The sequence below is a fragment of the Acidimicrobiales bacterium genome (assembly GCA_036270875.1).
Taxonomy (GTDB): Bacteria; Actinomycetota; Acidimicrobiia; order Acidimicrobiales; family AC-9; genus AC-9.
This window is the reverse complement of sequence record DATBBR010000033.1, coordinates 1-25225: the sequence shown is the minus strand read 5'-3', so window position 1 is coordinate 25225 and position 25225 is coordinate 1. Positions and strand designations below refer to the sequence as shown.

Sequence of the window (25225 nt, the reverse complement as noted above, 5' to 3'; positions counted from 1 at the left end):
TTCACCAGCTTCAGCGACATCGACAAGCTGATCTGCGGGCTGGTGGCCCCCGCCGGGGCGCCACCCCAGCTCCAGCAGAGCCTGGCTCCCCTCCAGTCCGCCCTCGGGCCCCAGTTCGACTGCTCGTCCTCGGCCGCGCCGAGCGCGGCATCGGCCGGGGCGCCGACGTCGTCGTCGGTCGCCGGGCAGCTGGCCACCTCGGCATTGTCCGGCCTGGCGCAACCGCAGGTGCCTCAGCGGGCCAACGTGGGCACCGTCGTCAACGGGGTGTTGGGGCGATGAGGCTGAAGCTGCGGGGCTCCCTGGCCAGGGTCACGATCAAGGTTTGCGTGTTCGCCGCCGTGTGCGTCGTGCTTCTCGCCATCTTGGCCAAGGAGGTCGGGAACCTGAGCTTCTTCTCCCACCGCGTCTCCTACAAGGCCGACATGCCGGACGTCATCGGACTGTTCCCCACTGACGACGTCAAGGTCGCGGGGGTCAAGGTAGGACAGGTGAGCAGCGTCTCCACGGACCATGGCCACGCCGTGGTGACCTTCAGCGTCGACAAGAACGTGCCCCTGCGGTCGAGCACCCAGGTCGGCCTGCGCTACCGCAACGTGCTGGGTGAGAAGTACCTCTACGTCTATCCGGGCTCGACCGGATCCATCATGCGGTCGGGTTCCAGGATCCCGTTGAACCAGGCCATCTCGGATGCCGACATCGACGCCTTCCTCAACGCCCTGGGCCCGTTCATCAAGGCCATCAACCCCCAGGAGGGCAACCTCTTCGTGCAGGCCATGGTCGGCGCCCTGGAGGGCAACCAGGACCAGGTCACCCAGCTGCTCGGCAACACGGCCACGGTGTCCAACACCCTCGGCAACCTCAACCAGCAGGTCGGCGGGGTGATCGACAACTTCAACACCATCCTCACGGCCATGGCCCAGCGCAGCGGAGACCTCGACGCCCTGATCAAAAATCTCAACGCGGTCTCCCAGAGCCTGGTGGCCCGCAACAACGACCTCGACACCGCCGTCGTGGAGTTCTCCCAGCTGGCCGCCCAGTTCAAGAACCTGCTCTCGACCAACAGGGGCAACATCGACCAGGCCGTCAACAACCTCCAGGGCATCGCCGATGTCCTGTCACAGCATCACGCCGACCTCGAGAAGGATCTGGCCACCCTTCCCCAGGGCCTGCAGGGCTACTCGAACATCGCCTCCTACGGGCAATGGTTCGCCGTCCGGGTGATCTACGGCTGCCTGGCCAACGAGGGCGGGCCGGGCACGCCCTCGAATTGCTCGTACGAGAATCCGACGAACCAGAACCCGTCGCAGCCCAGCTCTGCCAGCTCCGTGTCGCCGTCCTCAGGAGGCTCGGCTCGGGCGCCGGCGGCACCGGCAGCGGGCGGACCGAGCGTGTCGAACATCACCGGCTTCGCTTCATCCGGGAGAGCGGGCTGATGGCCTTCGTCAGAGAACCGTTCTGGCGCAAGCTCAACTTCTCGCGCAGCAACGTGCGCCGTCGCGGCTCGAAGTCCTTCACCGAGCGCAACCCCAAGATCATCGGGGCCATCGCCATCGTCGTCATCCTGGCCGTGACCGCCGGCGCCATCGGCCTCAACTCGAACATTGTGAAGAACCGTTTCCCGATCACCGCCCGGTTCGCCGACACCGCCGGCATGCAGGCGGGCGACAACGTCATCCTGGCCGGCGTCCCGGTCGGCGAGGTCGCCTCCGTGCAGCTGAACGGCAGCGCGGCCAACGTGAAGATGCAAGTCAACCACGGCGTCCAGATCCCCGCTGACTCGTCTGCCGACGTCTACGTCGAGACCCTGCTCGGCAAGAAGGACGTCCGCATCGACCCCGGCCACGACTGGGGTCACCTGATGGGCTCCGGTGGGGTGATCACCCACACGACCACTCCGACCGAGCTGCTCGACCTTCAGAACGAGTCCGCCCCGGTCCTCGAGCAGAGCGACGCGACGTCGCTCAACAAGCTGATCCAAGACCTGGCCTCGGTGACCCAGGGCAAGCGAGACGAGGTCTCGACGATCGCCAACGGGCTGAACCGGTTCCTTGGGATGGTCAACCAGCGATCGGGCACCGTGAGCAGTCTGATCGACTCTGCGAAGACGGTCACCGGCACCTTGGCCAACCGCGACCAGCAGCTGGTGTCGATCGTCGACAACCTTGGCATCGTCGTCAACGGGCTGGCCCAGCGCAAGGACGCCCTGTCCAACCTCCTGACCCAGAGCGATCAGATGGCCGCGCAGACCTCGGCCTTGGTCGGAGCCAACCGGGGCAAGCTCGACTCGATCCTGGCCGAGCTCCACACCGACCTCGGCATCGTCGGCCGCCACCAGAACGACCTCGCCGAGGCCGTCGCCGACCTCGGGGACACCGTGCAGGCCTACAGCTCGATCGGCTACTCCGGGCCCAACAGCGCCCCCAACCCCAACTGGGCCAACATCTTCACCCAGCTGCCCGGCCCTGTCGGGACAGACGCCCTCTTCGGCTCCTGCGGCGACTTCGACCAGGCCCTGACGGTCGTCCTCGGACCCGACCCGAAGGAGCAGCCCGGCGGCACCTCACAGTGCACGCCTCAGCCGGCTACCGGCCCGGTGCCCGCCGGTGGGTCCTTCGCGTCGTCGAATCCGCCCCCGCCATCGAGTCCGTCGGCACCCTCGGCAGGGATTCCCGCCGCAGGCGGCTCCTCTACGAGCGGTCCGAGCGCCAATGCCCAGTCCCTTCAGGACATTCTTGGCCCGCTCACGGGAGGGCACTGATGCGGACTAGATGGCTTTCGCTCCGGCGTTGCCTCGCCTTGGCCGTGCTCGCCGTACTTGCCCTGGTCGCCAGCGCCTGCTCGTCGGGTGGGACGTCCAGCTATATCGTCAAGGCCAACTTCTCGAACGGCGTCGACCTGTATCCGAGCTCTCCCGTGACCGTCCTCGGCGTGAACGTGGGCACCATCGAATCGGTCGAGAACCAGGCCGATCACGTCGTGGTGACCATGCGGGTGAACAACAAGTACCCGATTCCCGCAGGAGCGGGCGCCGCTGTCGTCGGTCAGTCGCTCCTCGGGGAGCGCTATGTGCAGTTCTCGCCTTCCTACACGGGCGGCCCCCGATTGACCGACGGCTCACTCGTGCCTCTGTCCCGGACGACGGTGCCGGTCTCGAGCGACGAGGTGCTGGCCGGCCTCAAGAAATTCCTGGGCGCCATCAACCCCAACGGCGCCGCCGACCTGGTGACCAACCTGGCCCAGGTGCTGGGCGGTAACGGTGCTCAGCTCAACGACCTCATCCACAACGCCTCTGGCACCCTCCAGCTGCTGGCCGACAAGGGCAACGACCTGGGTCAGCTGAACGGCTCCTTGGCCCAGCTGACGGGCGCGTTGGACACCAGGACGCAGACGATCTCCAAGCTGATCCAGGACTACAACACGGTCTCGGCCGTGCTCATCCAGAACGGCGGTCAGACCCTCGGCGACACGATCACCCAGCTCAACAACGCCAGCGCCCAGGTCGCTGATCTGCTGTCCCCCAACCTGGCCGGCCTGCATGACGACCTCGGAGTCCTCACCACGGCGGGCCGAACGCTCGACCGCAACCTGGCGTCCCTCGACCAGGCCAACGCGGCCTCGGTCAACCTGTTCGCCGCCGCCCACCGCGCCTACGACCCCCAGGGCAACTGGCTGCGCCTCAACATCCAGTCCGATCCCAACACGACCTCATCCCTGCTCGAGGCCCGTATCCGCGACCGACTGTCCGGGGTGTGCCGGCGGCTCGAGGCCAAGGGAATCAAGAATGCGACGCTCGACAACTGCAGCACGGTCGGAACCAGCTACTTCGACCCGATCCTCAACGCCGTGCCGTGCATCCTCAACCAGCAGTCGGGTCCGGGCTGCTCGCCGGCGGCCCTGTTCGGAGCGGGCGTCAACGCCATCCCCGGAATGACTCCCGCCCAGCGGGCCCAGGCCTCACAGGGGCCGGCGCCCGCTCCCGCGCCGCCGCCACCGGGTGCCGGCCCTGCTCCGCCACCCGCGCCCCCGATCACCGTGCCCCCGCTGCTCCCGCCCATGCCCAACCGCCAGAGCGCGCCCAACAGCGCCGGCGGGCTCCTGGGGGGACTGTGATGAAGGGCCGCGTCGCCGCCGCCCTGGGCGGAAAGGGAGGTCGGTTGACCGCGGGCGTCGCCGTCCTCGGGCTGGCTGCCGGTCTCAGCAGCTGCGCGAGCAGCTCGGACATGGTCTCGGCGAGCGCAACCTTTCCTGACATCGAGGCCACGACCAGCGGTACTCCCGTGGAGATGGCCGACGTCATCATCGGCCACGTGACGTCGACGACTGTCCAGGGTGGTCAGGCGCGCCTAGGCATGACGGTCAAACGGTCCGCCCAGGTGCCCGCCGACGTGACGGCCGAGGTGACCCAGGATTCGCTGCTGGGCCAGAACATCGTCCAGCTGGTGCCCAATACCAAGAACCGCAACGCACCGCTGCTGGCCAACGGAGCCACGATCTCCAAGACCCAGGACGTCCCCGGCCTCGAGCAGCTGATCAAGTCGGGAACCGACGTCTTCGCCGGCCTCTCGGCCAACCAGCTGGCGACGCTGATCCACGAAGGAGCGGTGGGCTTCGGCGGTCAGGGCCCGACCCTGCACCGGCTCCTCGATGACTTGAACAACGTCACCAACGGCTATGCCGGCCAGACGCAGACCATCCAGGCGCTGGTGAGCAACCTCGACCAGTTCGGCTCGACCGTCGCTCCCGCGGCCCAGTCCCAGGTCCAGGCCATCGCCAACCTGGCCCAGACCAGCCACGTGCTCAACGACCAGGCCAACCGGTTCGCCGACCTGCTGTCCTCGCTCACCAACCTGTCGGTGCAGAGCCTCGGCATCCTCAACACCTACATGCCCCAGATCGACCGGCAGTTCAGCGCCCTGCGCTCGGTCACCCAGGCCGTGGCCGATCGCCAGAGCGACCTGGGCAACCTGCTCACGTACACGTACCAACACAACGTCAACGTGTCCGGGGGCATCAAGAACGACTTCGGCCAGGTCCTCAACGACCTGATCGTGTGCGGTTTCCCCGGAGGTGGGGAGCAGCCGAACGACCCTGCCTCCTCCTGTCACAACGTGCCGGGGCCTCCGCAGTCATGATCAGCCGCCGAGTCCTCCTCAATCTCGCTGCCTTCCTCGCCGTCAGCCTCGGGCTCACGGCCTATGGCGTCTTCACGCTCCTGCGCAACCCGTTCGCGACCAGGACCACGGTCAAGACCGTGTTGCCCGACACAGCCGGGCTGATCAAGGGCCTGACCGCGACCAGCAACGGGGTGACGGTCGGCACCGTGAACTCGGTGAAGCTCAACAGCGACAACCGGTCGGTGACCGTGGCGATCTCGTTGGACCCGGGCAAGAGCCTGCCCGGCGATGTGGCGGCCAGTGTGGTCAGGGCCAATCCGCTGGGCGAGCAGTCGGTCGACTTCTCCCCGCAGCACGGGGGAACCGCCCCCCCTGTCCCCAACGGCGCAACCGTGCCGGTGGCCGCCGTCGGTACGCCTCCCAACGTCGGTGACATCCTGAACATCGCCGACAATCTCTTCAACGCCATCCCCAAACAGGACCTGACCACCGTCGTCCACGAGCTGGCAGTGACCCTGGCCGGCCGGGGTCAGGACCTGCGGAGCATCTCTCAGACCAACCTCGCCTTCTCTCAGGAGTTCCTCAACTACCAGGCCCAGTTCCAGGCCCTGCTCGCCAACTCGCCGCCCATCCTCAACGCCGTGGCCAACGACGGGCCCCAGCTGCAGCAAGCCATCGCCAACACCGTCGTGCTCAGCGGGGTGCTCGCCGCGCACCGGTACGACACCGTCCACCTCTTCGCCAACGGCATCCGCCTGGGGCAGACCCTGGGCGGCCTGATCGCGAACAACGAGCCCAACCTGGCCTGCCTGCTCCACGACTTCGGCCGGATCACAGCCAACACCGCCGAGCCCGCCAACCTGACCAACCTGGACACGGCCCTGGCGACCAACCAGGAGTTCTTCGGCCCCGTGGACGCTTTGTCCCCGCTCGGGACCACCAAGGGCCTGTACCCCGGGGACCCCAATCATCCGCAGAACTGGCTGCGGACCTATCTGATCCTTCCTCCCGCCCAGCCCCCCGCCGTCTCCTACAACCCCCACCACGAGCTTCCGCCCATCAAGCCGGGGGCGGGGTGCGCCACCGAGTTCGGTGCTGGGCCGGGTCCGGCGAGCCAGCCCGGCTTCCAGCCCTCCGGCGGTAGCAAGGTCATATCGCCTCCGGCCAGCGAGTCGCAGGTGCGGGGTAGCGATACGGGCAATCCCAATGCCATACCGGCCGCTTACACGAGGCCGGCCCGGCCGGTGGCCGCCAGCCCCGGCGGCCTCGCCATCCTCGGGCCCGCCTTGATGGCGTTGTTCCTGGTCACGGGGCTCGGTCTGGCTGGCCATCGCCGGCGCCGGGAGGCCTGATGGCGGCGCCGCGGGGGCCCGTGGACAGGATCCTGCCGCTGGTGCGGCGAATACCAGAGGGCGTGAGCTGCAGCCGACCGGATCACAGCCAACGACGAACGATGGTCGGGCTCAGGCACACGGTGCCGTGCTCGTGACCCATCTCTAGGGAGCGCCGGATGAGCGAGCGAGGCATACGGGGCGTGCGGACCGTCGGGGGCTTTCGGGCATCCCGCCGGGCGCGGGACGTCGACGAGCTCGAGGACGCCCAGTCGTCCAACAGCGCGGCCGAGACCGGGCCGGAGCCGTACGCCAGCCCGACCAACGGGACCACCGCGACCGACCACGCCCCTGATGCCAGCCAGGCCAGCCGGGCGGCCGACACTCGGACCGAGCCCTACGTCGTGGTCTCCGAGGGTGCACGCGGCGGCCGCCGGCGCTCGACGGGCGTGCCGCGGTGGCTCGTCGGCGTGCTCGCCGTGATCGCCGGTCTCGGCATCGCCTTCGCCATCCTCTTCGGCATCTGGTGGAACGGCCAGCGGGTCCAGTCCGACAACCGCGCCGCCGCCCAGCGCACGGCGCAGAACTTCCTGATCGCCCTCACCAACTTCGACTCCCGCACCATCAACGCCGACTTCTCGAGGATCACCAGCTACGCCACGGGGGACTTCGGCAAGCAGGCCCAGCAGTTCTTCGGCCCCCAGATCCGTCAGCAGCTGGAGGCGAGCCAGGCGGCCAGCCGGGGTCAGATCAGCTCGCTCTACGTGCAGTCCGCCAACGGCAGCAATGCCAGCGTCTACGCCGTGGTCGACCAGACCATCGTCAACAACAAGTTCAACGCTCCTCAAGCCGACGAGCTGAGGATCGTGCTGACCCTCAACAAGGTGAGTGGCGGCTGGCGGGTCGGTGAGGTGACGGTGCTCCAGGCTCCGGCCACCAACAGCAACGGGGCCGCCACCAGCCCGACGGGCCCCTAGGTAGAGGCGGTCCTCGGCAGCCAGGCCGGGCGCCGCGTCTCGTAGGCGGCGATGGCCTCGGCGTGGCGCATGGTCAGGTCGATGTCGTCCATCCCCGCCAGCAGCCGATGGCGGGTGAAGTCGTCGAGCACGAACGGAGCCTCGATGCCGGCGGCCGGGGCCGCCACGGTGCGCCGCTCGACGTCGACGGTGATCTCGAGGGTGGGGTCGGCGGAGACGGCGTCGAGCAGCGCCTGCCCGGCGTCGGGATCGACCTCGGCCGGCACCAGCCCTCCCTTGGTGCAGTTGTTGCGAAAGATGTCCGCGAACCGTGGTGACACCACGGCCCGGAACCCGTAGTCCTGCAACGCCCAGACGGCGTGCTCCCGGGACGAGCCGGTACCGAAGTTGGCCCCGGCCACGAGGATCGTGGCGCCGGCGTGCTCGGGCCGGTTGAGGACGAAGTCGCGATCGTCGCGCCACTCGGAGAACAGCCCGGCCCCGAACCCCGTGCGCTCGACTCGCTTGAGCCAGTCGCTGGGGATGATCTGATCGGTGTCGACGTCGGTCCGGGCCAGGGGAACGGCGGTGCCGGCGACGACGCGTACTGGTTCCATGCGGACGGCTCCTCTCTGTTGGCTCAGCCGAGGTCGTGCGGCGTGGCGAAGCGGCCGGCCACAGCGGTGGCCGCGGCCACGGCCGGCGACACCAGGTGTGTGCGTCCGCCGCGACCCTGACGACCTTCGAAGTTGCGGTTGGACGTCGAGGCACACCGCTCGCCCGGGCTGAGCTTGTCGGGGTTCATGGCCAGGCACATGGAGCACCCTGCCTCGCGCCATTCGAACCCGGCGGCCGAGAAGACCCGATCCAGGCCCTCGGCCTCGGCGTCTGCCTTGACCCGCCTGGAGCCGGGCACGACCATCGCCCGCAGACCCTCGCGCACGCGGCGCCCATCCAAGACGGAGGCGGCGGCTCGCAGGTCCTCGAGGCGGGCGTTGGTGCACGATCCGATGAACACCGTGTCGACGGCGATGTCCCTGAGGGGGGTTCCCGCGGCGAGGCCCATGTAGCCGAGAGCTCGAGCCGCCGACTCCCGCTCGGCGGGGCGGGAGAAGCTCTCCGGGTCGGGCACGGCTCCGTCGATGGCGGCCACCTGGGCCGGGTTGGTCCCCCATGTCACATGGGGCATCAGCGAGGCAGCGTCGATGATCTCGACACGATCGAAGCGGGCGCCGGGGTCGCTGGCCAGGCTGCGCCAGTCCTCGAGGGCGGACTCCCAGACCTGCCCCGTGGGCGCGTGGCGCAGCCCCTCGAGGTAGGCGAACGTCGTGTCGTCGGGGGCGATCATCCCGGCGCGGGCGCCGGCCTCGATGCTCATGTTGCACACCGTCATCCGCCCCTCCATCGACAGCGAGCGGATGGCGGACCCCTGGTACTCGATGATGTGGCCGATGCCGCCGCCAGTGCCGATCCGGCCGATGATGCCGAGGATGACGTCCTTGGCCACGACGCCGGCCGGCAGCGAGCCGTCCACCCGAACGGCCATGGTGCCCGGACGGGGCTGGGGGAGCGTCTGAGTGGCGAGCACGTGCTCGACCTCGCTGGTGCCGATGCCGAAGGCCAACGCACCGAAGGCGCCGTGCGTCGACGTGTGGCTGTCGCCGCAGACGATCGTCATGCCCGGCTGCGTGATGCCCTGCTCGGGGCCGATGACGTGGACGATCCCCTGGTCGGCATGGCCCATCGGGTACAGCGTGATCCCGAACTCCCGGCAGTTGGTGGCCAGCACGTCGAGCTGACGGGCGGAGATGGGGTCGGCCACGGGACGGTTGATGTCGAGGGTCGGCACGTTGTGGTCCGCCGTCGCCAGGGTCAGCTCCGGGCGGTGGACGGGACGCCCCGCCAGCCGCAGCCCGTCGAACGCCTGTGGGGAGGTCACCTCGTGCACCAGGTGCAGGTCGACGTACAGCAGGTCGGGCTCTCCGTCGGCCGCCCGCACCACATGGCGGTCCCAGACCTTCTCGCTCAGCGTCTTGGCCACTGCTGCTCCCCTGTGCGTCCTCGCTGCGGTCCGTGTGAGGGTCGTCCCAGATATTGAGATAACCTTCTCGCTATATGGAAGAGAGTGTAAGCGGCGTCGGCGTCCTCGACAAGGCGGTCGCCATCCTCGCCGCCCTCGAGCCTGGGCCGGCGACGCTCAACCAGCTGGTCGAGCGCACCGGGTTGACGCGGGCCACGGCCCACCGGCTGGCCCAGGGCCTCGGTCGCCACCGGCTGGTGGAGCGCGACGTCGACGGTCGCTTCTGCCTGGGGCCGCGGCTCACGGACCTGGGGGCGGCGGCCCTGGCCGGTCAACCGCTGGCGGTGACCGCCCGGCCCGCGCTCGAGGTGCTCAGGGACCGCACGGGGGAGACCGCACAGCTGTACGTGGCCGCCGGCGAGGCTCGCCTGTGCGTCGCCTCCCTGGAGTCACCCCACAGCCTGCGCACCATCGTGGCCGTGGGGGCGACCCTGCCGATGGACCGCGGCTCGGCCGGGGCGGTGCTACGGGGTGATCCGCAGATCGACAGGCGCGGATGGATCGAGAGCGTCGAGGAGCGGGAGAAGGGCGTGGCGTCGGTCAGCGCCCCGGTGCGCCGAGTCGCGCGGGTCGTGGCCGCGGTGTCGGTGTCGGGCCCGCTGGAGCGCACGACGCGGGCGCCGGGGCGGCGGTACGGGGCGGCGGTCGTCGACGCCGCCCGGCAGGTGGAGGACGCCGCCGGCTGGACGTCGTGACGACGACAACGATGTGGAGGGCGGCCCGCGAGCGAACCCGCGGCGATCGGGGCCGTTGGCTGGCAGCCGCCCCTTCCGTCCGGGGCGCGATGCTCAGCTGAGGCCGAGCTTGCGGCTGCAGGCGGGCCACTGGCCCCACCCGCTGCGGACCTGGAGCCGCTGCGCCGCCTGGTCCTGCATCGCCGGTGGCTCCTGGTCGGGCCGACCGGGATAGCCCATGCTCGACCACGTCGACCACACGAACTGGTACGCGCCGTAGAAACCGTTGCCGGTGTTCTCCTGATAGTTGCCACCCGACTCGCACTGGCGCAGCGCGGCCCAGACACCACCGGCCACCCCCGCCAGCGAGAACGAGGGGACGGCCTTGGCCTTGGGCAACACCACCGACGAGGTGGTCGGGCTGGCCGCCGTGGCGATGGCGGGGGCGGCGGTGGTCGGCGGCGCCACGGGCGGGGGAGGGGGCGGGGGCGACGGAGGGGGATCGACCAGGACGACGTGGGTCGGAGCGAGGCGGCCGGCGTACGCGGCCGGTGATCCCACAGGAATGTTGCTGATGGCGGCCACGGACCCCAGCACGAGGAGGGCCAGCCCGCAGGCGAGCAGCGCCCGCAGCGGTGCCAGCCGGAGGAGGTCGGACGGGCCCCAGGCCGCGGTGCCCGAACGTGGGTCGGCTTCAGGCGGACGGGTCCGCAGTGGCGCCACCGTCACCCGCTCTGGGGCCCAGCCCGCCTGTCGCCGGGCGGTGCCGAGCGGCCCCCGGACCGTCATCGACCAGGCGTCGACGGTGAGCGTCGTCCGAGCCAGGACGCGGATCGATCGGGAATGGGACTCGAGGGCCCACTCCAGCGACTCGGCCAGGACGAGGGTGCGACCCCTGCCGCGATGGGGCGGGCCATCGCCCACCGGTCCTACGAACCTCGGGGGGAAGTCGCTCACGAGCGAGGGGAGGCCAGGCGGGACCAGGCCACCTCGCGACGCGTCGCGTGCGCCTCTCGGCTGCGGTGCACGACACTTGGGATTCGCCGCTCCGTCGCCCCGATCCTCCCCTGGCGGGTACCCGAAACGACCCAAAAGGGGTAGCCCGAAGCCGGGGCTCGACCCGCAGGGGGCAGTTCCCCGATCGCCTCCCCGATCGCCGAACGGGAAGGCCGGCGGCTACGGAGCGACGGTCGGCTGGCTGGCCCGACGGGCCACCAGCGCAGTGGCCTCCACCAGGGCGGGCACGAAGGCCTGGGGCCGAGCGGCGCACACGGCGTGATCGCCCACCACCGGGTGCACGGTCGCTCCCGGGATGGCGCCGGCGAGGGCGATCTGGTGGCGGGGGTCCACGACGCGATCCTCGGTCGTGACGACGACGGCGGTCGGGACGTCAATCGAGCCGATCCAGGCCTGGGCGTCGTAGCTGCCGATGGCGGCCCCCGCCTGGAGCACGGCGGCAGGATCGTTGCGGTCGAGCTCGGCGACCGCCCAGCCGAGGCTGGTGCCGTTGAGCCGACGCCGGTTGAACGAGCCGGACACCTGGCGGGACAAGACGGCTGGGGTCAGGCGGGCGGCCACCGACAGGCCCATCAAGCTGGCAAAGAGGAGGCGCTCGCCCGGGTCCCGCACGAACCGGGCGCTCGTCGCGCACAGCACCAGCCCTTCGACCAGCTCGGGGTGACGGCGCCAGACCAGCTGGGCCACGGGTCCGCCCATCGAGTAGCCGATGACGATGGCCCGATCGGTGCCGGTGAGCTGGGCGAGGGCGGCCACGTCGTCGGCGCAGTCCTCCAGGCGGAACGGTCGCCACGACCGGATTCCCCGGCCGTGGCCCCGCTGGTCGAGAGCCAGCACGCGGAACCGCCCCGCCAGCGGGGCGTAGCTCGAGAACCAGTTGAGGTCGGCCGTCACGGTCCAGCCGTGGAGCAGGATGACCGTCGGCGCCCCGGGCGGCCCCGCGACCTCCCGAATGAACGTGGTTCCCCTGCCCGGCAGCGTCACCCGTCTGCCGGGCGGTAACGGCGGTGGGTCGAGGTCCTCGGTCACCGCCCCGAGGATATGGTGGCGCTCGGGTCTAGCCGCCGACGTCGATGATGCTCACCTTGAGCGTGCCGCCCGGGGCCTCGTACTCCACGGTGTCGCCCGGCCGGTGCCCCATCAGGGCCTGTCCGAGGGGCGAGCCGGGCGAGACCACCGAGGCGTCGTCGCGGCGTTCCTCGATGGAGCCGACGAGGTAGCGCTCGACGCTCTCGTCGCCTTCGTAGCGCAGGCTCACCACGGCTCCGGCGGTGACGACGCCATCGGCACTCGCGCCCTCGACGATCACCGCGGAGCCCAGCAGGACCTGGAGCTGGCGGATGCGGGTCTCCATCTTCCCCTGGCTGTCCTTGGCCGCGTGGTAGTCGGCGTTCTCGGACAGGTCTCCCAGGGCCCGGGCCGCCTCGATGGCCCGGGCGATCTCCACCCGGCCCCGGCTGGTCAGGTCGTCGAGCTCGCCTTGCAGCCGCTCGTAGGTCTTTGGTGTGAGGTGGGTCTCGCTCACCCGCTCGAGGCTATCGGCCCCGGTGGCCCCGCGGTCCACGCCTCCTCGCCTGCACCAGGGTTGACGGGGGGTCGTCGCTGGGCGACACTTGCCTTGCTGTGACCGCCACCCTGGTATCGATCATTCCGTAGGCGCACGCCACCCGGTGTGTGCCTCGTCGACCGTCCACGCAGTGGACGGTTTTTCATTTTCTCGGGAGCGCAGTTGACCCCATACAAGGTCGGCCTCATAGGCGGCGACGGCATCGGGCCGGAGGTCGTCGCCGAGGCCATGAAGGTCGTGTCCGCCGTCGGCGTACGGCTGGACACGGTCGACTACGACCTGGGGGCGGCGCGGTACGTCCGGACGGGTGAGGCCCTGCCCGACAGCGTGCTGGCCGAGCTCCGCCGCCTGGACGCCATCTTCCTCGGTGCCGTCGGGCCCCCGTTGGGCAGCCGCGACGTACCGCCCGGAGCGCTCGAGCGGGGTCTGCTCCTCCGGCTGCGCTTCGAGCTCGATCTGTACATCAACCTGCGCCCCTTCGTCGGCCTGCCTGGCCAGGCGGGCTCGGGAGAAGGGCCCGAGGAAGCCGGCCGGCGACCCATCGATCTGGTCGTGGCCAGGGAGAACACCGAAGGCACCTACGCCGGAGAGGGCGGCTTCCTTCGTCGTGGCGGACCCCTCGAGGTGGCGACGCAGGGCTCGGTCAACACCCGCTTCGGCACGGATCGCTGCGTGCGCTTCGCCTTCGACCTGGCCCAGCGACGGCCCCGCCACCACCTCACCCTGGTGCACAAGACCAACGTCCTCACCTTCGCAGGCGACCTGTGGCAGCGGACCTTCGACGAGGTGGGCGCCGAGTTCCCCGGAGTGGACACCGCCTACAACCACGTGGACGCGGCCTGCATCTATCTGGTGGAGGACCCGGAACGCTACGACGTGGTGGTCACCGACAACCTGTTCGGCGACATCATCACCGATCTCGCTGGCGCCGTGGCCGGCGGGATCGGCCTGGCCGCCTCGGCCAATCTCAACCCGGCCCGCACCGGCCCCTCGCTGTTCGAGCCGGTCCACGGCGCCGCGCACGACATCGCCGGCACCGGGCGGGCCAACCCCCTCGCGGCCATCCGATCGGCGGCGATGATGCTCGACCACCTGGGCGAGGCGGACGCCGCCGCCCGCATCACCAAAGCGGTGCTCGACCACCTGGCCGAGTCCGCCTCAGCAGGAGCGACCATGGGAACCACCGCCGAGATCGGCGATGCCATCGCAGAGAGGGTGTAGCACCATGCCGATCACACCGAGCGAGAAGATCTGGATGGACGGTGAGCTGATCGACTGGGATCAGGCCAAGATCCATGTCCTCACCCACAGCCTCCACTACGGATCGGGTGTCTTCGAGGGCATCCGCGCCTACGGCACGCCGAGGGGTCCGGCCGTGTTCCGTCTTCGTGAGCACATCACCCGGCTGCTGGGGTCGGCGAAGGTCTTGCTCATCGACATTCCCTACAACCACGAGGAGCTGGTCGCCGCGACCAAGCAGACCGTGCAGGTCAACGGGCTCGACTCCTGCTACATCCGACCCATCGCCTACCTCGGCTACGGCGAGATGGGCCTCAACCCGCTGCCGTCCGAGGTCAACGTCGCCATCGCGGTGTGGCCGTGGGGCAGCTACCTGGGTGACGAAGGCGTGGCCTCTGGTGTGCGGGTGAAGATCAGCACCTGGCTGCGACACGACCCGAACGCCATCCCGAGCGCGGTCAAGGCCACCGGCATGTACATCAACTCGTCGATGGCCAAGGTGGAGGCGCTCAAGGCCGGCTACGACGAGGCAGTCATGCTGTCACCGCGGGGTCACGTCAGCGAATGCTCGGGGGAGAACGTGTTCGTGGTCAAGGGGGGCCGCATCCTGACGCCTCCGCCCAGCGACGGCGCCCTGGAGGGGATCACGCAGGCCTCGGTGGTGACCATCGCGCGCGACCTCGGCTACGAGGTCGGGGTGAGTACCCTCCATCGCAGTGACCTCTACACCGCCGAGGAGGCGTTCCTCACGGGCACGGCGGCCGAGGTGGTCCCCATCTCATCGGTGGACGACCGGACCGTGGGCGACGGACGTCCCGGGCCGATGACCCGGAGCATCCAGGAGACCTACTTCGCCACCGTGCGAGGCGAGGTCGACCGGTACAAGGATTGGCTGGACTATGTCGGTTGAGCGCCGGCACGGGCCGCCCCCGGCGGTCGACATCTACGACACGACGCTGCGCGACGGCAGCCAGCAGGAGGGCTTGTCGCTGAGCGTCGACGACAAGCTCCGGGTGGCTCAGCAGCTCGATCACCTGGGCGTGCACTACGTCGAGGGTGGCTACCCCGGGGCTAACCCCAAGGACGAGGAGTTCTTTCGACGGGCGCCTGACGAGCTGGGCTTGACCACGAGCACGCTGGTGGCGTTCGGCTCGACCCGACGCCCAGGCGCTCGCGCCGACACCGATCCGTCCCTGCGCCAGCTGGCGGAGGCGGGGACGGGCGTGGTCTGCATCGTCGCCAAGGCATGGGACTACCACGTGACCGAGGCGCTGCGGACGTCGCTGGACGAGGGCATCGCCATGGCCGCCGACTCCGTCGAGCTCCTCCGCCAAGAGGGCCTGCGGGTGTTCCTGGATGCGGAGCACTTCTTCGATGGGTACCGAGCCGATCCGGGCTTCAGCCTCGGTGTGCTCGAGGCTGCCCAGCAGGCGGGCGCGGAAGTCCTGGTTCTCTGCGACACCAACGGAGGCACCCTGCCCCACGACGTCGAGCGGATCGTGGCCGATGTCGCGGCGCGCACCTCGGCCCGCATCGGCGTCCACTTCCACAACGACGGTGGCTGCGCGGTCGCCAACTCGCTGGTGGCGGTGCGCGCGGGGGCCAGCCAGGTGCAGGGTTGCGTCAACGGCTACGGCGAGCGCGTCGGCAACGCCGACCTCAGCGCCGTCGTCCCCAACCTGGCCCTCAAGATGGGAGTTCGGACGATCCCGCCCGACCGCCTCGAGCGGCTCACGGCTGCGTCGCACCACGTCGCCGAGCTGGTGAACATCACTCCCAACCCACAGCAGCCCTACGTCGGCGCGTCGGCGTTCGCCCACAAGGCGGGGCTGCACGTCAGTGCCATTGCCCGTCGATCAGACGCCTACGAGCACGTGGCGCCCGATTCGGTCGGGAACGGCAGCCGGTTCGTCGTCAGCGAGCTGGCCGGGCGCTCGACGCTCGGCATCAAGGCGGCGGAGCTCGGCCTCAACCTCGACGGCGTCGCCCTGGGTGAGGTCCTCGACACCCTGAAGCGCCTGGAGCACCAGGGCTACCACTTCGAGGCGGCCGACGGCTCACTCGAGCTGCTCATGCGGCAGGCGACGGGCTGGGAGCAGTCGTTCTTCGACGTGGAGTCGTTCCGAGTGATCACCGAGCACCGGCCCGACCAGAAGACCGGGCGCGGCGGGCCGGCGGCCAGCGGGACGGGTGACGGGGTCGAGCTCGGGCCACCGAGCCTCGACAGCGTGACGACCGAGGCCACCGTCAAGGTGCACGTGGCCGGCGAGCGCATCGTCGCCACGGCGGAGGGGAACGGCCCCGTTCACGCCCTCGACGCCGCGTTGCGGAAGGCTATCGGCCCCCGCCTGCCGGTCCTCGCTCACGTGCACCTCACCGACTATCGCGTCCGGGTCCTCGACACGGCGCAGGCCACCGGGGCCGTGACCAGGGTGCTCATCGACAGCACCGACGGCGAGCGGTCCTGGTCGACCATCGGGGTGTCAGAGAACATCATCGAGGCCAGCTGGCAGGCCCTGGTGGATTCGATCGTCTACGGTCTCGTCCACAATGCCGGCCCGGAAGGCCGGCCGGAGGACGGGGGCGGCTCGGGAGGCCGCGCCCACGACGTGGCCGGCCCCGATGCCGGGCCAGAGAGATCGGCGAATGACGCAACCTGAGTACGTGCCCATCAAGCCCGAGGACCGGATCCGCCCGGTCCTCCGACTGCCTGCGCCTCGCCGCTGGAAGCCCGACCGTCCTGCCGAGATCCGGGGCGGGATCCGCCCCTCGGGAGCCTGGATGGGCACGCCGGGTCCCGACCAGGGCTACGCGCTGGTGCTCGCCGGGCGCTTCGAGGGTCGGCTGGTCCTGAGCGAGGCCGAGACGTTCGATGACGCGGTGGCAGGTTGCCTGGGGGTCGCCCTTCGGCGGGCGAGCCTGTTCGACCGGGCTCCGGTGATCCACGACTGGGAGGTGGCCTTCGCCGTTTGGGGTTTCCTCGGAGGTGCGCCTGACGATCTCATCGCCTACCGGCGCCCGCTGTTCCAGGCCGCGTCACACGACTACTGGGCCCAGCGGGCGATCAGCGACCGGGTGCCAGATTCCACCCTCCTGCTGACGCCAGCGCAGATCACCGCCCGGCTGAACGACTGGCGACAGCTCATCGAGGTCGACCCCGCGCCGGGCGGCCCCGGCACCAACCGCCGGCTCGTCGACCGCTGAGGCCCGCCGGAGACCTCCGGTCCGATCTCTCACGGAGCCGGTGTCGGTGGGAGAATCGACGTCGTGCAGCCCATCACTCTCTCGGGTACACAACGGGAGTTTCGCGCCGCGCTGCGCCGGTTCTGCGAGGACAAGATCGCCAAGCGGGCGGCTGATGTCGACCGCCGAGGGGTCTTCCCGTGGGAGAACTTCGAAGACTGCGTCGGGATGGGCCTTCCTGCGCTCGGCCTCCCCGTGGAGCATGGGGGCAGCGGCGCCGACCACGTCACCCAGGCGATCATGGTCGAGGAGCTCGCTCGGGTGTGCGCGTCGACCAGTCTGATGATCATCATCTCGAGGCTGGGGATGATCCCGATCATGCGCTGGGGATCGGACGAGCTCAAGGCTCGGTACCTGCCCGAGGTGGCGTCGGGTCGCTCCCAGGCCAGCTACTGCCTATCAGAGCCGGATGCCGGGTCCGATGTCGCATCCATGCGCACCCGCGCCGTGCGCGACGGCGACACGTACGTGATCACGGGGACCAAGTACTGGGTGACCAACGCCGGCATCTCCGACCTCTACATCGTCTTTGCCAAGACGGACCCCGGAGCCGGCCACCAGGGCATCTCCTGCTTCGTCGTGGAGCGCGACTTCGGTGTCGAGGTCCCCAAGCTCGAAGAGAAGATGGGAATGCGGGGGAGCCCGACCGGAGAGGTCGCGCTCGAGGCCGTCCGCGTGCCCGCGGCCAACCGGGTCGGCGACGAGGGCCAGGGTTTCTACATCGCCATGGCCACCCTCGACCGTAGCCGGCCGACCATCGGCGCCCAGGCCGTCGGCATCGCCCAGGGTGCCATCGACGAGGCGGTGGGCTACCTCCTCGAGCGGCGTCAGTTCGGGCGGCCCATCGCCGACCTCCAGGCCCTGCGCTTCATGGTCGCTGACATGGCAATGCGAGTGGAAGCCGCACGCGGTCTGGTCTACAAGGCCTGCGCGCTGGTGGACGAGGATGACCCGGACGGCCAGCTCTCCATGAACGGAGCAATGGCAAAATGCTTCGCTTCTGACGTCGCCATGTCCGTGACCACTGACGCCGTGCAGTTGTTGGGTGGCTACGGCTACACGCGGGAGTTTCCGGTAGAGCGGTTCATGCGCGATGCCAAGCTCACCCAGATCTACGAGGGCACCAACCAGATCCAGCGGGCCGTCATCGCCAACAGGCTGTTGGGCTAGAGGTGGCGGTCGACAGCACGCCCGACGCACCGCGTGTTCGCTTCGCGCCATCACCGACCGGCTACTTTCACGTCGGGGGCGCCCGCACCGCCCTGTTCAATTGGCTCTTCGCTCGTCAGCAGGGGGGTGTCTTCATCCTGCGCATCGAGGACACCGACACCGAGCGCAACCGGGAGGAGTGGATCGACGGGATCCGCACCGCCTTGGAGTGGCTGGGGTTGGACTGGGACGAGGGCCCGTACCTCCAGTCAGAGCGGAGCGGCCTGTACGCCGGCGCCGTGGACAAACTGATCGCTGGAGGCCACGTCTACTACTGCGACTGCACGCGGGAGGTGGTCGAGGCCCGGACGCGGGATCGGGCCACGCCTGGGTACGACGGCTTCTGCCGTGACCGGGGGCTCGGCCCCGGTCCAGGGCGGGCGCTGCGCTTCCGGACGCCCGACGAAGGGTCGACCACGGTCTCGGACCTCGTGCGCGGCGAGGTCGTGTTCCAGCACGCGACGATCGAGGACTTCGTGGTGGTGAAGTCGACGGGCGCACCGCTGTTCGTGCTGGCGAACGCCGTGGACGACATGGACATGCGGGTGACCCACGTGATTCGCGGCGAGGAGCACCTCCCCAACACGCCGAAGGCCATTCTGGTGTGGCAGGCGCTCGGAGGACCCCGCCTGCCGGTCTTCGCCCACCTTCCCGTCCTCGTGAACGAGAAGCGTCAGAAGCTGTCCAAGCGCCGCGACCCCGTCGCCCTCGAGGACTACCGGCAGCAGGGGTACCTGCCCGAAGCCATGTGCAACTACCTGGCTCTGTTGGGCTGGGGGCCGGCCGACGGCCGGGAGATCATGGACCTGGACGTCATGGTCCGCGAGTTCCGGCTGACCGAGGTGACGCGGTCGCCCGCCTTCTTCGACGTGCGCAAGCTCACCCACATCAACGGCGAGTACATCAGGGCCATGCCGCGGGAGCGGTTCATCGAGGCCTGCCGGCCGTGGCTCGAGTCTGGCCCCTGGCCACCGTCCGCCTTCGACCGGGAGGTGTTCTCGCAGATGGCTCCGCTCGTCCAGGAGCGGGTGGCGACGCTGGCCGAGGTACCGGCCATGGTGGACTTCCTCTTTCTCGATCAGCCTCCGATCGAGCAGGCCTCCTGGGACAAGGCCATCGCCCGCGACGGCGAGGCGGGTCACATCCTGGATGCCGCCATGGCTGCCTACGCCGAGTGCCCTTGGACCGCCGAGGATATCCGGGCCGCCACTGTCGCCGTCGCCGAGCAAATCGGCCGGAAGCTGGCCAAGGCCCAGGCCCCGATCCGGGTGGCGGTGACGGGCAGGACGGTGGGTCCCCCTCTGTTCGAGTCGCTGCACCTGCTCGGACGGGACCGCACCCTCGAGCGGCTGCGGGCGGCGCGTGACCGGTTGCCGTCGTAGGAGGGCACCGGGATCGCCGCAGCCGGGCGATCGACTAGCCTGAACCGCGCCCATTCGGGGGTGGTGTAATCGGCAACACTGCAGGTTCTGGCCCTGCCATTGGGGGTTCGAGTCCTCCCCCCCGAGCAACCATCGCCTCGAGGCCCCATCGTCTAGAGGCCGAGGACATCACCCTCTCAAGGTGAAGACACGGGTTCGAATCCCGTTGGGGCTGCTACGAAAGTCCAGCTAGATAGGGGTCTAGCTGGAGGTGATGTGGTGATGGCCGGCCGGGTACAGCGCCCGAGCGAACCGTTGATAGCGCCGGCGGTTGAGCCAGTAGACGATCCGCAACGGCGGGGCTGACCCGAACAACGCCTTTTGCTGGTCAGCAGTGGCGTCGGCGACGAGCCACGGGATCAGGAAACGTGCCCGAGGCCGAGGCGTGGCTCTGCGTGCCGCGAGCTCGAGCTTCCGATACTCAGCGACGGGCACCTCCGACTCGAATAGTGGGAGGGCAACCGCTTCCTCGAGTCTGAGGTGGGTGTCGAGATGATCGACCATGGCGGTGAACGCACGGGCTGCCTCGACACGATCAGTCGCGAAGTCCCCGGTTGGATCGGCCAGCTTGGCGAGCTGGTCGCCGGCGACTTGGAGAGCGGCGTCGAGCTGCTCGTGCTGGGCGGTCAACTCGTCGAGGCGGAGGGCGTCGGCGCCGACTCTGGCCTCCAGGGCGGGAAAGAACACCTCGTCCTCGTGGCGGTGGTGCAGAAGGAGCTGCTCGCGATACTCGTCGAAGAAGGCTCGGATACCGGCCAGCCGGCTCGGTGGATGATGGGGGTTCATGGTGCCTACTGCGTCTCGCATCCGGTTCCCATCGACCCTGAGAGACTGATGGATCAGATCGACGAAGATGAGATTGGGTGTAGAACCGTCGCCGCTCATGAGATCTGGCGCCCGCGGAGTAGGGCGACGCTGGCGGCCACCACGAATGCGATCCAGACGACGAACCCGACGAGGCCGAGGGTGAGCCATGGACCGCCGTTGGCCAGGGCCACCGTGAACACAGCGGCGATCAGTAGGCAGGCGGCCCCCAGCATCGTCAGCACTGTGATCCAGGCGGGCAGGAGGGAGCTCGATGCTGCCGCCTTGCTGAGCCCGATGAGAGTGACCGCGATGGCGGCCAGGTCCAACCCGAAGGCGGCCGCGTGCATGGTCCATAGGGCTTGGATGACGGAAGAGGATGGAGCTAGCTGCGCCGACTTCGCCGTGAGGACGATCTCGGTGATGTTCACCATGGCGAACAGGCCCGCGAGCGCCGTCGCCCCAAGCGCCCCCACGCTCGCCCACGACCTGCTCTCCTCGTTGCTTGCCCTCGTCCACATGCCGGCGACGAAGACGAAGATGGCGAGCATCCCGACCGGGAAGAGGCCGAGAGGGACGATGGCGGCGGTGTGATGATGCGAGAAATAGTCCGTGACCTGCGAAGGCGTGGCGTTGAAGCTCGGAGCGTTGGCCCGGAGGATGTTCTGCACCACCAGGGTCACTACGAACGCGAGGCCGCCCACTCCCGCCAGGCGGTCGATGCTGGTGACCACTCTTGGTCGTGTTCTGCCCTGCTGGGCTACGGCGGTGGTGACGCTCATGCTTCCTCCCCTGGTAGAATGAGGTCCTTGTGACTAGAATCTACGTCTAGTGAGAGTAGTATCGATACAATGACCGACGGTGTCAAGGGGTCGAGCAAGAGGCGGCCCAACCGGCGTGAGGTGGCGGCAGCCGAGACGCGTCGTGAGATCCTGCAGGCTGCGCGCCGACTGTTCGCCGAGCACGGCTTCGCCAACACATCGATACAGCAGATCGCCGAGCATGCGGGCGTGGCGGTACAGACCATCTACTCGAGCGTCGGTTCCAAGTCCGCCCTCGTGCCTGCCCTCAACGACTTGATCGAAGAGGAGTCCGACGTAGCGGGGCTGGCGGCCGAGCTCTCCGAAGAGACCGACCCAGCCCAATTGATTGCCAAGGGCGTACATCTCACTCGCCAGCTGAACGAACGCTGCGGGGATCTCATCCGGGCGTTGCTGTCGGCTGAGCCCTCCGACCCGGATGCAGCCGGCGTTGTCGCCGAGGGTATGCGCCGACATCAGCAGGGCCTCACCGGACTCGCCGGTCGGCTCGGTTCGCTCGGCGCCCTACGTGCCGACGTCACGCCGGAGCGGGCAGCTGGCGTGCTCTCGATGATGACGTCGTCGGCAAGCTGGCGGCAGCTCACCGCTGCCGGCTGGACCTTCGACGAGGGCGAGGCATGGCTCACGCAATCCCTCGCTCAACTCCTCTTGCCCCGACGCCCTTAACACGTCGTACGCACAAACGTCCGCTAGCTCTGCGGGGAGCACACTCAGTTAGCAACTGGAGGCGGCTTGCCCCGAGCTGAACGAGTATGTAATCGCGCCGTGCTGGAAGTTGCTCTCGCGGCCGCCCGAGATACCGAACTCGTCGCTCACCGGGTAGCCGAGGCAGCTACGTTCCCATCCCAGGGAGGCCCATTTGCCCCGGATGGCCCCATGTACCGACCACGCCCCCGTGTTCGGGGTCCAGTAGATCGAGCCGCTGTTGGAGAAGTGGTTGAAGCGGCCTATGCCATCGGGGGTACCTGTCTCGTCGGTCACCGGGTAACCGACGACGCTTGTTGGCCCGCCCAGAGCCAGGTACTTAGCTCGGATGAGTCCGTGGATCGACCACGCCCCCGTGTTCGGGGTCCAGTAGATCGAGCCGCTGTTGGAGAAGTGGTTGAAGCGGCCTATGCCGTCGGGGGTACCGGTCTCGTCGGTCACCGGGTACCCAAGGAAGCTGCGTTCCCATCCGAGTGACGCCCACTTGGTTCTTATGGCTCCGCGGATGGACCAGGCTCCGGCGTTCGGCGTCCAGTAGATGGACGCGTTGTTCGCGAAGTGGTTGAAGCGCCCGATCCCATCTGGCGTGCTGGTCTCGTTGGTGGTGGGATAGCCCAGGAAGCCCGTGGGTCCACCGAGCGCCTGGTACTTGGCCAGGATGGCCCCGCAGACCTGGTGGCTTCCAGTGCTGGCCGAGGTATAGGTCACGCACGAGGTTGGAGTGGCCGATGCCTCGTTGGAGGATGGACCCTCCTGGCCAGAGCTGTTGGTCGCAGTCACCACGTAGTAGTAGGCGATTCCACTCGTCAGGCCATTGTCGGTATAGCTTCCCCCGCCCACGCCCTTGGCGATAGGGGCGGCGTTGTTGGATCGCTCGGTGCCAGGCGAGGTGCTTCGGTAGATGTTGTAGGTGACGCCTGAGGCACCACTGGAGGGTGGTGACCAGAGCAGATTTGCGTTGTCGGTCCCGCCCGTGGCCGACAGCCTCTGGGGAGCGGTGGGGGCAGTGGCCACTGGCGGCCCGAAGGCGACTGTGCCATTGGGGGTTCCGAGTCCAGTGGGTCCGTCGTAGCCGGCGCCAGCGGTACACAGGTAGGAGCCGCAGGTTCCGTTGCTTCCTGAGATCACGTCGTTCAGACCGACCGCCGGGGCTTCGTAGGGGTAGGAAGCCAATTGATTTGACGAGGGCGGGCTGGCCTCTAGGGCAAAGAACGAAGCGATGATAGGGGCAGCGACGCTGGTTCCCCCGAGGATCGACCACCCTGAGCTGGCATAGGTGTCGTACATCCAGACCCCAGTGTTGGGATCCGCCACGGCCGACACGTCGCCCACGGTGCGGTCCGAGCACCCTTTGTCGCGCTGCCAGGACGGCTTAGGTATATAGGCGCTGCATCCGCTGCCAGCAGCGCCCCAGGCCGTCTCGGTACCGTTGCGGGTGCCCACATCTGTGTTCTGAGTCAGGCTGGTGCCACCGACCGCGGTTACAGATTGTGAGGCGGCGGGAAACTGTGCTCCATAGCCGCCGTCTCCCGAGGCGACGGTGACAGCCGTGCCGGGATGGTTGTAGTACGTCGTGCTGTCGGCTGCCTCTCCGTTGTACTCGTTGCTGCCGTAGCTATTGGAGATGGCGTTCGCCCCCATGGAGCGCGCCGTATTCACCCCGGTACCCAAGTCGGCGATGTAGGCCGTGCGGGCCTCTACCAACAGAATGTGGCAGTTGGGACACAGGGCACTGACCATGTCCAGGTCGAGTGAGCTCTCCTGTGACCACCCGGAGTCGGCGGCCGGGTAGGCCGTCCCACCGTTCTCGTCCACCTTCTGAAAGCAGCCATTGGCGGTAGTGCAGGGCGCGAGCCCGAAGGTCGACCGGTAAGCCGCCAGGTCGGCTTCTGCGTTGGGATCATCAAAGGCGTCGACGATGGCCACCTTCTGACCCGAGCCACCGGTCGCCGATGGAGCGTTGTAAGCCGACTGCAGATACGAAGGGTCATAGGCGCCGTTGTTGCCCAGGGTGGCAGCAGGCCTGGATGCTCCCCGCGGGCTCGGCTTCTGAGCCTTGGCCTCGGCATCAGTACGGACCCGCGCCAAGCAACGGGCCACTCGGGCCGGTACGTCCTGAGAGCAGGCGTCGACATCGATCTCACCGTTGGGTCCATGATGCTCAAGCTTCCCGGCGGCCGGGTTAGTAGCTCCAGGAAGGACGGCGTTGGATGCTGTCTCACCGAAGGCAGGCATGGAGGAAAGTAGTGCGAGACCTACCGCTCCGATGGCAGCGCCGACCACGAAGGGAATGCGGAAGCCGCAGCCAGCTTGACGTCCCGCTCCATGTCGCATCTTCGCCAACCCCCAGTGGGCAGCACATCAAATGACGCCAAGGGCCGACCAGCACTGACTTGAAAGAGAGATGGTTGGTCGGTGTGGACGCCGCTCCGTGCTGAGTCGACGGTGATCGTATCGGCACCCCTAAGGCGGCCGCTATGGCCAATTGGGACCAATTTGGCGCCATACCTCGGGGGCTGTGGCGACCCTGATGACTAATCACTTCCGACTGAGGTCGCTAAGCGCATTCAGTCGGCTCGATCCGACGGATGGAGCCCGTCGGCGGGCCGAGCGCGCACTACCCAGATCATGGCGGGGGTGGACAGGACGTATCATCTGACGCATTGCGTCACAAAAGGGGGGAACGTGAGCATCTGGGGCCAGGCGGCGGCCACGACCAGGAAGGGCACGGAGATGTCAGGGCCAGATGCGAGCCGGCGCCGATCGCCGGTCGTCTTGGTGCTGGTGGCGGTCCTTGTGGTCGCCGGCATGCTGGCCACCTTGGGGGCCGGCGCGCCACCGTCGCAGGCCGCTGCCAAGCCGGCCACCGCCCAGCCGGCCACCGCCCAGCCGGCCCCTGGGACCTCTAGTCTCCACGGTGTGGCCTGTCCCACGGTCACGACCTGCGAGGCGGTGGGGTACAACGCTTCCTTCCAGGCGGTAGTGGTGACAGTCACCAACGGGGTTCCCGGCACGGCCCAGGTCGTCTCTGGAGTCCCGGC

General features: G+C 68.7%; 24 protein-coding genes and 2 tRNA genes. 18 read left to right on the top strand and 8 right to left on the bottom strand.

Annotated features, from left to right (window positions below; translation table 11 throughout):
- From VH112_03730 to VH112_03700, 7 genes are all read left to right on the top strand, one after another.
- Nucleotides 1–282, top strand: a 282-nt coding sequence (locus VH112_03730; GenBank protein HEX4539330.1) for a hypothetical protein, incomplete at its 5' end; no start/stop codon positions are given.
- Nucleotides 279–1436 (top strand): MCE family protein, encoded by a 1158-nt coding sequence (locus VH112_03725; GenBank protein ID HEX4539329.1) that lies wholly within the window; start codon nt 279–281, stop codon nt 1434–1436. The genes VH112_03730 and VH112_03725, both read left to right, overlap by 4 nt.
- Complete coding sequence (locus VH112_03720) at nt 1436–2761, top strand: MCE family protein (protein HEX4539328.1); 1326 nt, start codon at nt 1436–1438, stop codon at nt 2759–2761. The genes VH112_03725 and VH112_03720 overlap by 1 nt, the downstream gene beginning before the upstream one ends.
- Nucleotides 2761–4113, top strand: coding sequence for an MCE family protein (locus tag VH112_03715; protein ID HEX4539327.1), 1353 nt, complete (start codon nt 2761–2763; stop codon nt 4111–4113). The genes VH112_03720 and VH112_03715 overlap by 1 nt, the downstream gene beginning before the upstream one ends.
- Complete coding sequence (locus VH112_03710; GenBank protein HEX4539326.1) at nt 4113–5135, top strand: MCE family protein; 1023 nt, start codon at nt 4113–4115, stop codon at nt 5133–5135. Before VH112_03715 ends, VH112_03710 begins: the two co-directional genes overlap by 1 nt.
- Entirely contained in the window at nt 5132–6469 is a 1338-nt protein-coding gene (locus tag VH112_03705) for an MlaD family protein (protein ID HEX4539325.1), read from the top strand. Before VH112_03710 ends, VH112_03705 begins: the two co-directional genes overlap by 4 nt.
- Before the next feature lie 158 nt (nt 6470–6627).
- Nucleotides 6628–7425, top strand: coding sequence for a hypothetical protein (locus VH112_03700; protein ID HEX4539324.1), 798 nt, complete (start codon nt 6628–6630; stop codon nt 7423–7425).
- On the opposite strand, the gene leuD is transcribed toward VH112_03700, so the two are convergent.
- Both leuD and leuC read right to left on the bottom strand, forming a co-directional pair.
- Entirely contained in the window at nt 7422–8021 is a 600-nt protein-coding gene (gene leuD, locus VH112_03695; GenBank protein HEX4539323.1) for a 3-isopropylmalate dehydratase small subunit, read from the bottom strand. The two genes, VH112_03700 and leuD, sit on opposite strands and share 4 nt — an antisense overlap.
- A gap of 23 nt (nt 8022–8044) precedes the next feature.
- Nucleotides 8045–9445 carry a 3-isopropylmalate dehydratase large subunit gene (gene leuC, locus VH112_03690; protein ID HEX4539322.1) on the bottom strand — a complete coding sequence of 467 codons (1401 nt, stop codon included), beginning with the start codon at nt 9443–9445 and terminating at the stop codon, nt 8045–8047.
- A gap of 74 nt (nt 9446–9519) precedes the next feature.
- Between leuC and VH112_03685 the strand changes: the two genes are divergently transcribed.
- Nucleotides 9520–10179 carry a helix-turn-helix domain-containing protein gene (locus tag VH112_03685; GenBank protein HEX4539321.1) on the top strand — a complete coding sequence of 220 codons (660 nt, stop codon included), beginning with the start codon at nt 9520–9522 and terminating at the stop codon, nt 10177–10179.
- 93 nt (nt 10180–10272) lie between these two features.
- On the opposite strand, the gene VH112_03680 is transcribed toward VH112_03685, so the two are convergent.
- The 3 genes from VH112_03680 to greA form a co-directional block, all read right to left on the bottom strand.
- Nucleotides 10273–11082, bottom strand: coding sequence for a transglycosylase family protein (locus VH112_03680; GenBank protein ID HEX4539320.1), 810 nt, complete (start codon nt 11080–11082; stop codon nt 10273–10275).
- A gap of 252 nt (nt 11083–11334) precedes the next feature.
- Nucleotides 11335–12204, bottom strand: coding sequence for an alpha/beta fold hydrolase (locus tag VH112_03675; GenBank protein HEX4539319.1), 870 nt, complete (start codon nt 12202–12204; stop codon nt 11335–11337).
- Nucleotides 12205–12232: 28 nt separating this feature from the next.
- Entirely contained in the window at nt 12233–12700 is a 468-nt protein-coding gene (gene greA, locus VH112_03670; GenBank protein HEX4539318.1) for a transcription elongation factor GreA, read from the bottom strand.
- Between the two features lie 204 nt (nt 12701–12904).
- Between greA and VH112_03665 the strand changes: the two genes are divergently transcribed.
- The 8 genes from VH112_03665 to VH112_03630 all read left to right on the top strand — a co-directional run bounded on the left by VH112_03665 (nt 12905) and on the right by VH112_03630 (nt 20029).
- Nucleotides 12905–13963, top strand: coding sequence for a 3-isopropylmalate dehydrogenase (locus VH112_03665; GenBank protein ID HEX4539317.1), 1059 nt, complete (start codon nt 12905–12907; stop codon nt 13961–13963).
- 4 nt (nt 13964–13967) lie between these two features.
- Nucleotides 13968–14891 carry a branched-chain amino acid transaminase gene (locus VH112_03660; protein ID HEX4539316.1) on the top strand — a complete coding sequence of 308 codons (924 nt, stop codon included), beginning with the start codon at nt 13968–13970 and terminating at the stop codon, nt 14889–14891.
- Complete coding sequence (gene cimA / locus VH112_03655; protein ID HEX4539315.1) at nt 14881–16641, top strand: citramalate synthase; 1761 nt, start codon at nt 14881–14883, stop codon at nt 16639–16641. Before VH112_03660 ends, cimA begins: the two co-directional genes overlap by 11 nt.
- Nucleotides 16628–17185, top strand: coding sequence for a hypothetical protein (locus VH112_03650; protein ID HEX4539314.1), 558 nt, complete (start codon nt 16628–16630; stop codon nt 17183–17185). The genes cimA and VH112_03650 overlap by 14 nt, the downstream gene beginning before the upstream one ends.
- Nucleotides 17186–17248: 63 nt before the next feature.
- On the top strand, nt 17249–18394 hold the full coding sequence (locus VH112_03645; GenBank protein ID HEX4539313.1) for an acyl-CoA dehydrogenase family protein: 1146 nt from the start codon (nt 17249–17251) through the stop codon (nt 18392–18394).
- Between the two features lie 2 nt (nt 18395–18396).
- The gene (gltX, locus tag VH112_03640; protein HEX4539312.1) at nt 18397–19815 is read left to right on the top strand and encodes a glutamate--tRNA ligase; all 1419 of its coding nucleotides are present in this window, start codon (nt 18397–18399) and stop codon (nt 19813–19815) included.
- Between the two features lie 54 nt (nt 19816–19869).
- Nucleotides 19870–19941, top strand: a tRNA-Gln gene (locus VH112_03635).
- A gap of 15 nt (nt 19942–19956) precedes the next feature.
- Nucleotides 19957–20029: transfer RNA gene (locus tag VH112_03630), tRNA-Glu, on the top strand.
- Nucleotides 20030–20055: 26 nt separating this feature from the next.
- Here VH112_03630 and VH112_03625 read toward each other — a convergent pair.
- Complete coding sequence (locus VH112_03625; GenBank protein ID HEX4539311.1) at nt 20056–20739, bottom strand: hemerythrin domain-containing protein; 684 nt, start codon at nt 20737–20739, stop codon at nt 20056–20058.
- Nucleotides 20736–21440 (bottom strand): hypothetical protein, encoded by a 705-nt coding sequence (locus tag VH112_03620; GenBank protein ID HEX4539310.1) that lies wholly within the window; start codon nt 21438–21440, stop codon nt 20736–20738. The genes VH112_03625 and VH112_03620 overlap by 4 nt, the downstream gene beginning before the upstream one ends.
- Nucleotides 21441–21560: 120 nt before the next feature.
- Between VH112_03620 and VH112_03615 the strand changes: the two genes are divergently transcribed.
- On the top strand, nt 21561–22145 hold the full coding sequence (locus VH112_03615) for a helix-turn-helix domain-containing protein (protein ID HEX4539309.1): 585 nt from the start codon (nt 21561–21563) through the stop codon (nt 22143–22145).
- Between the two features lie 48 nt (nt 22146–22193).
- Here VH112_03615 and VH112_03610 read toward each other — a convergent pair whose 3' ends face one another.
- Nucleotides 22194–24272, bottom strand: a complete 2079-nt coding sequence (locus tag VH112_03610) for a hypothetical protein (protein ID HEX4539308.1) — start codon at nt 24270–24272, stop codon at nt 22194–22196.
- A 645-nt stretch (nt 24273–24917) separates the two neighbouring features.
- Here VH112_03610 and VH112_03605 point away from each other — a divergent pair.
- Nucleotides 24918–25225, top strand: a 308-nt coding sequence (locus VH112_03605) for a hypothetical protein (GenBank protein HEX4539307.1), incomplete at its 3' end; no start/stop codon positions are given.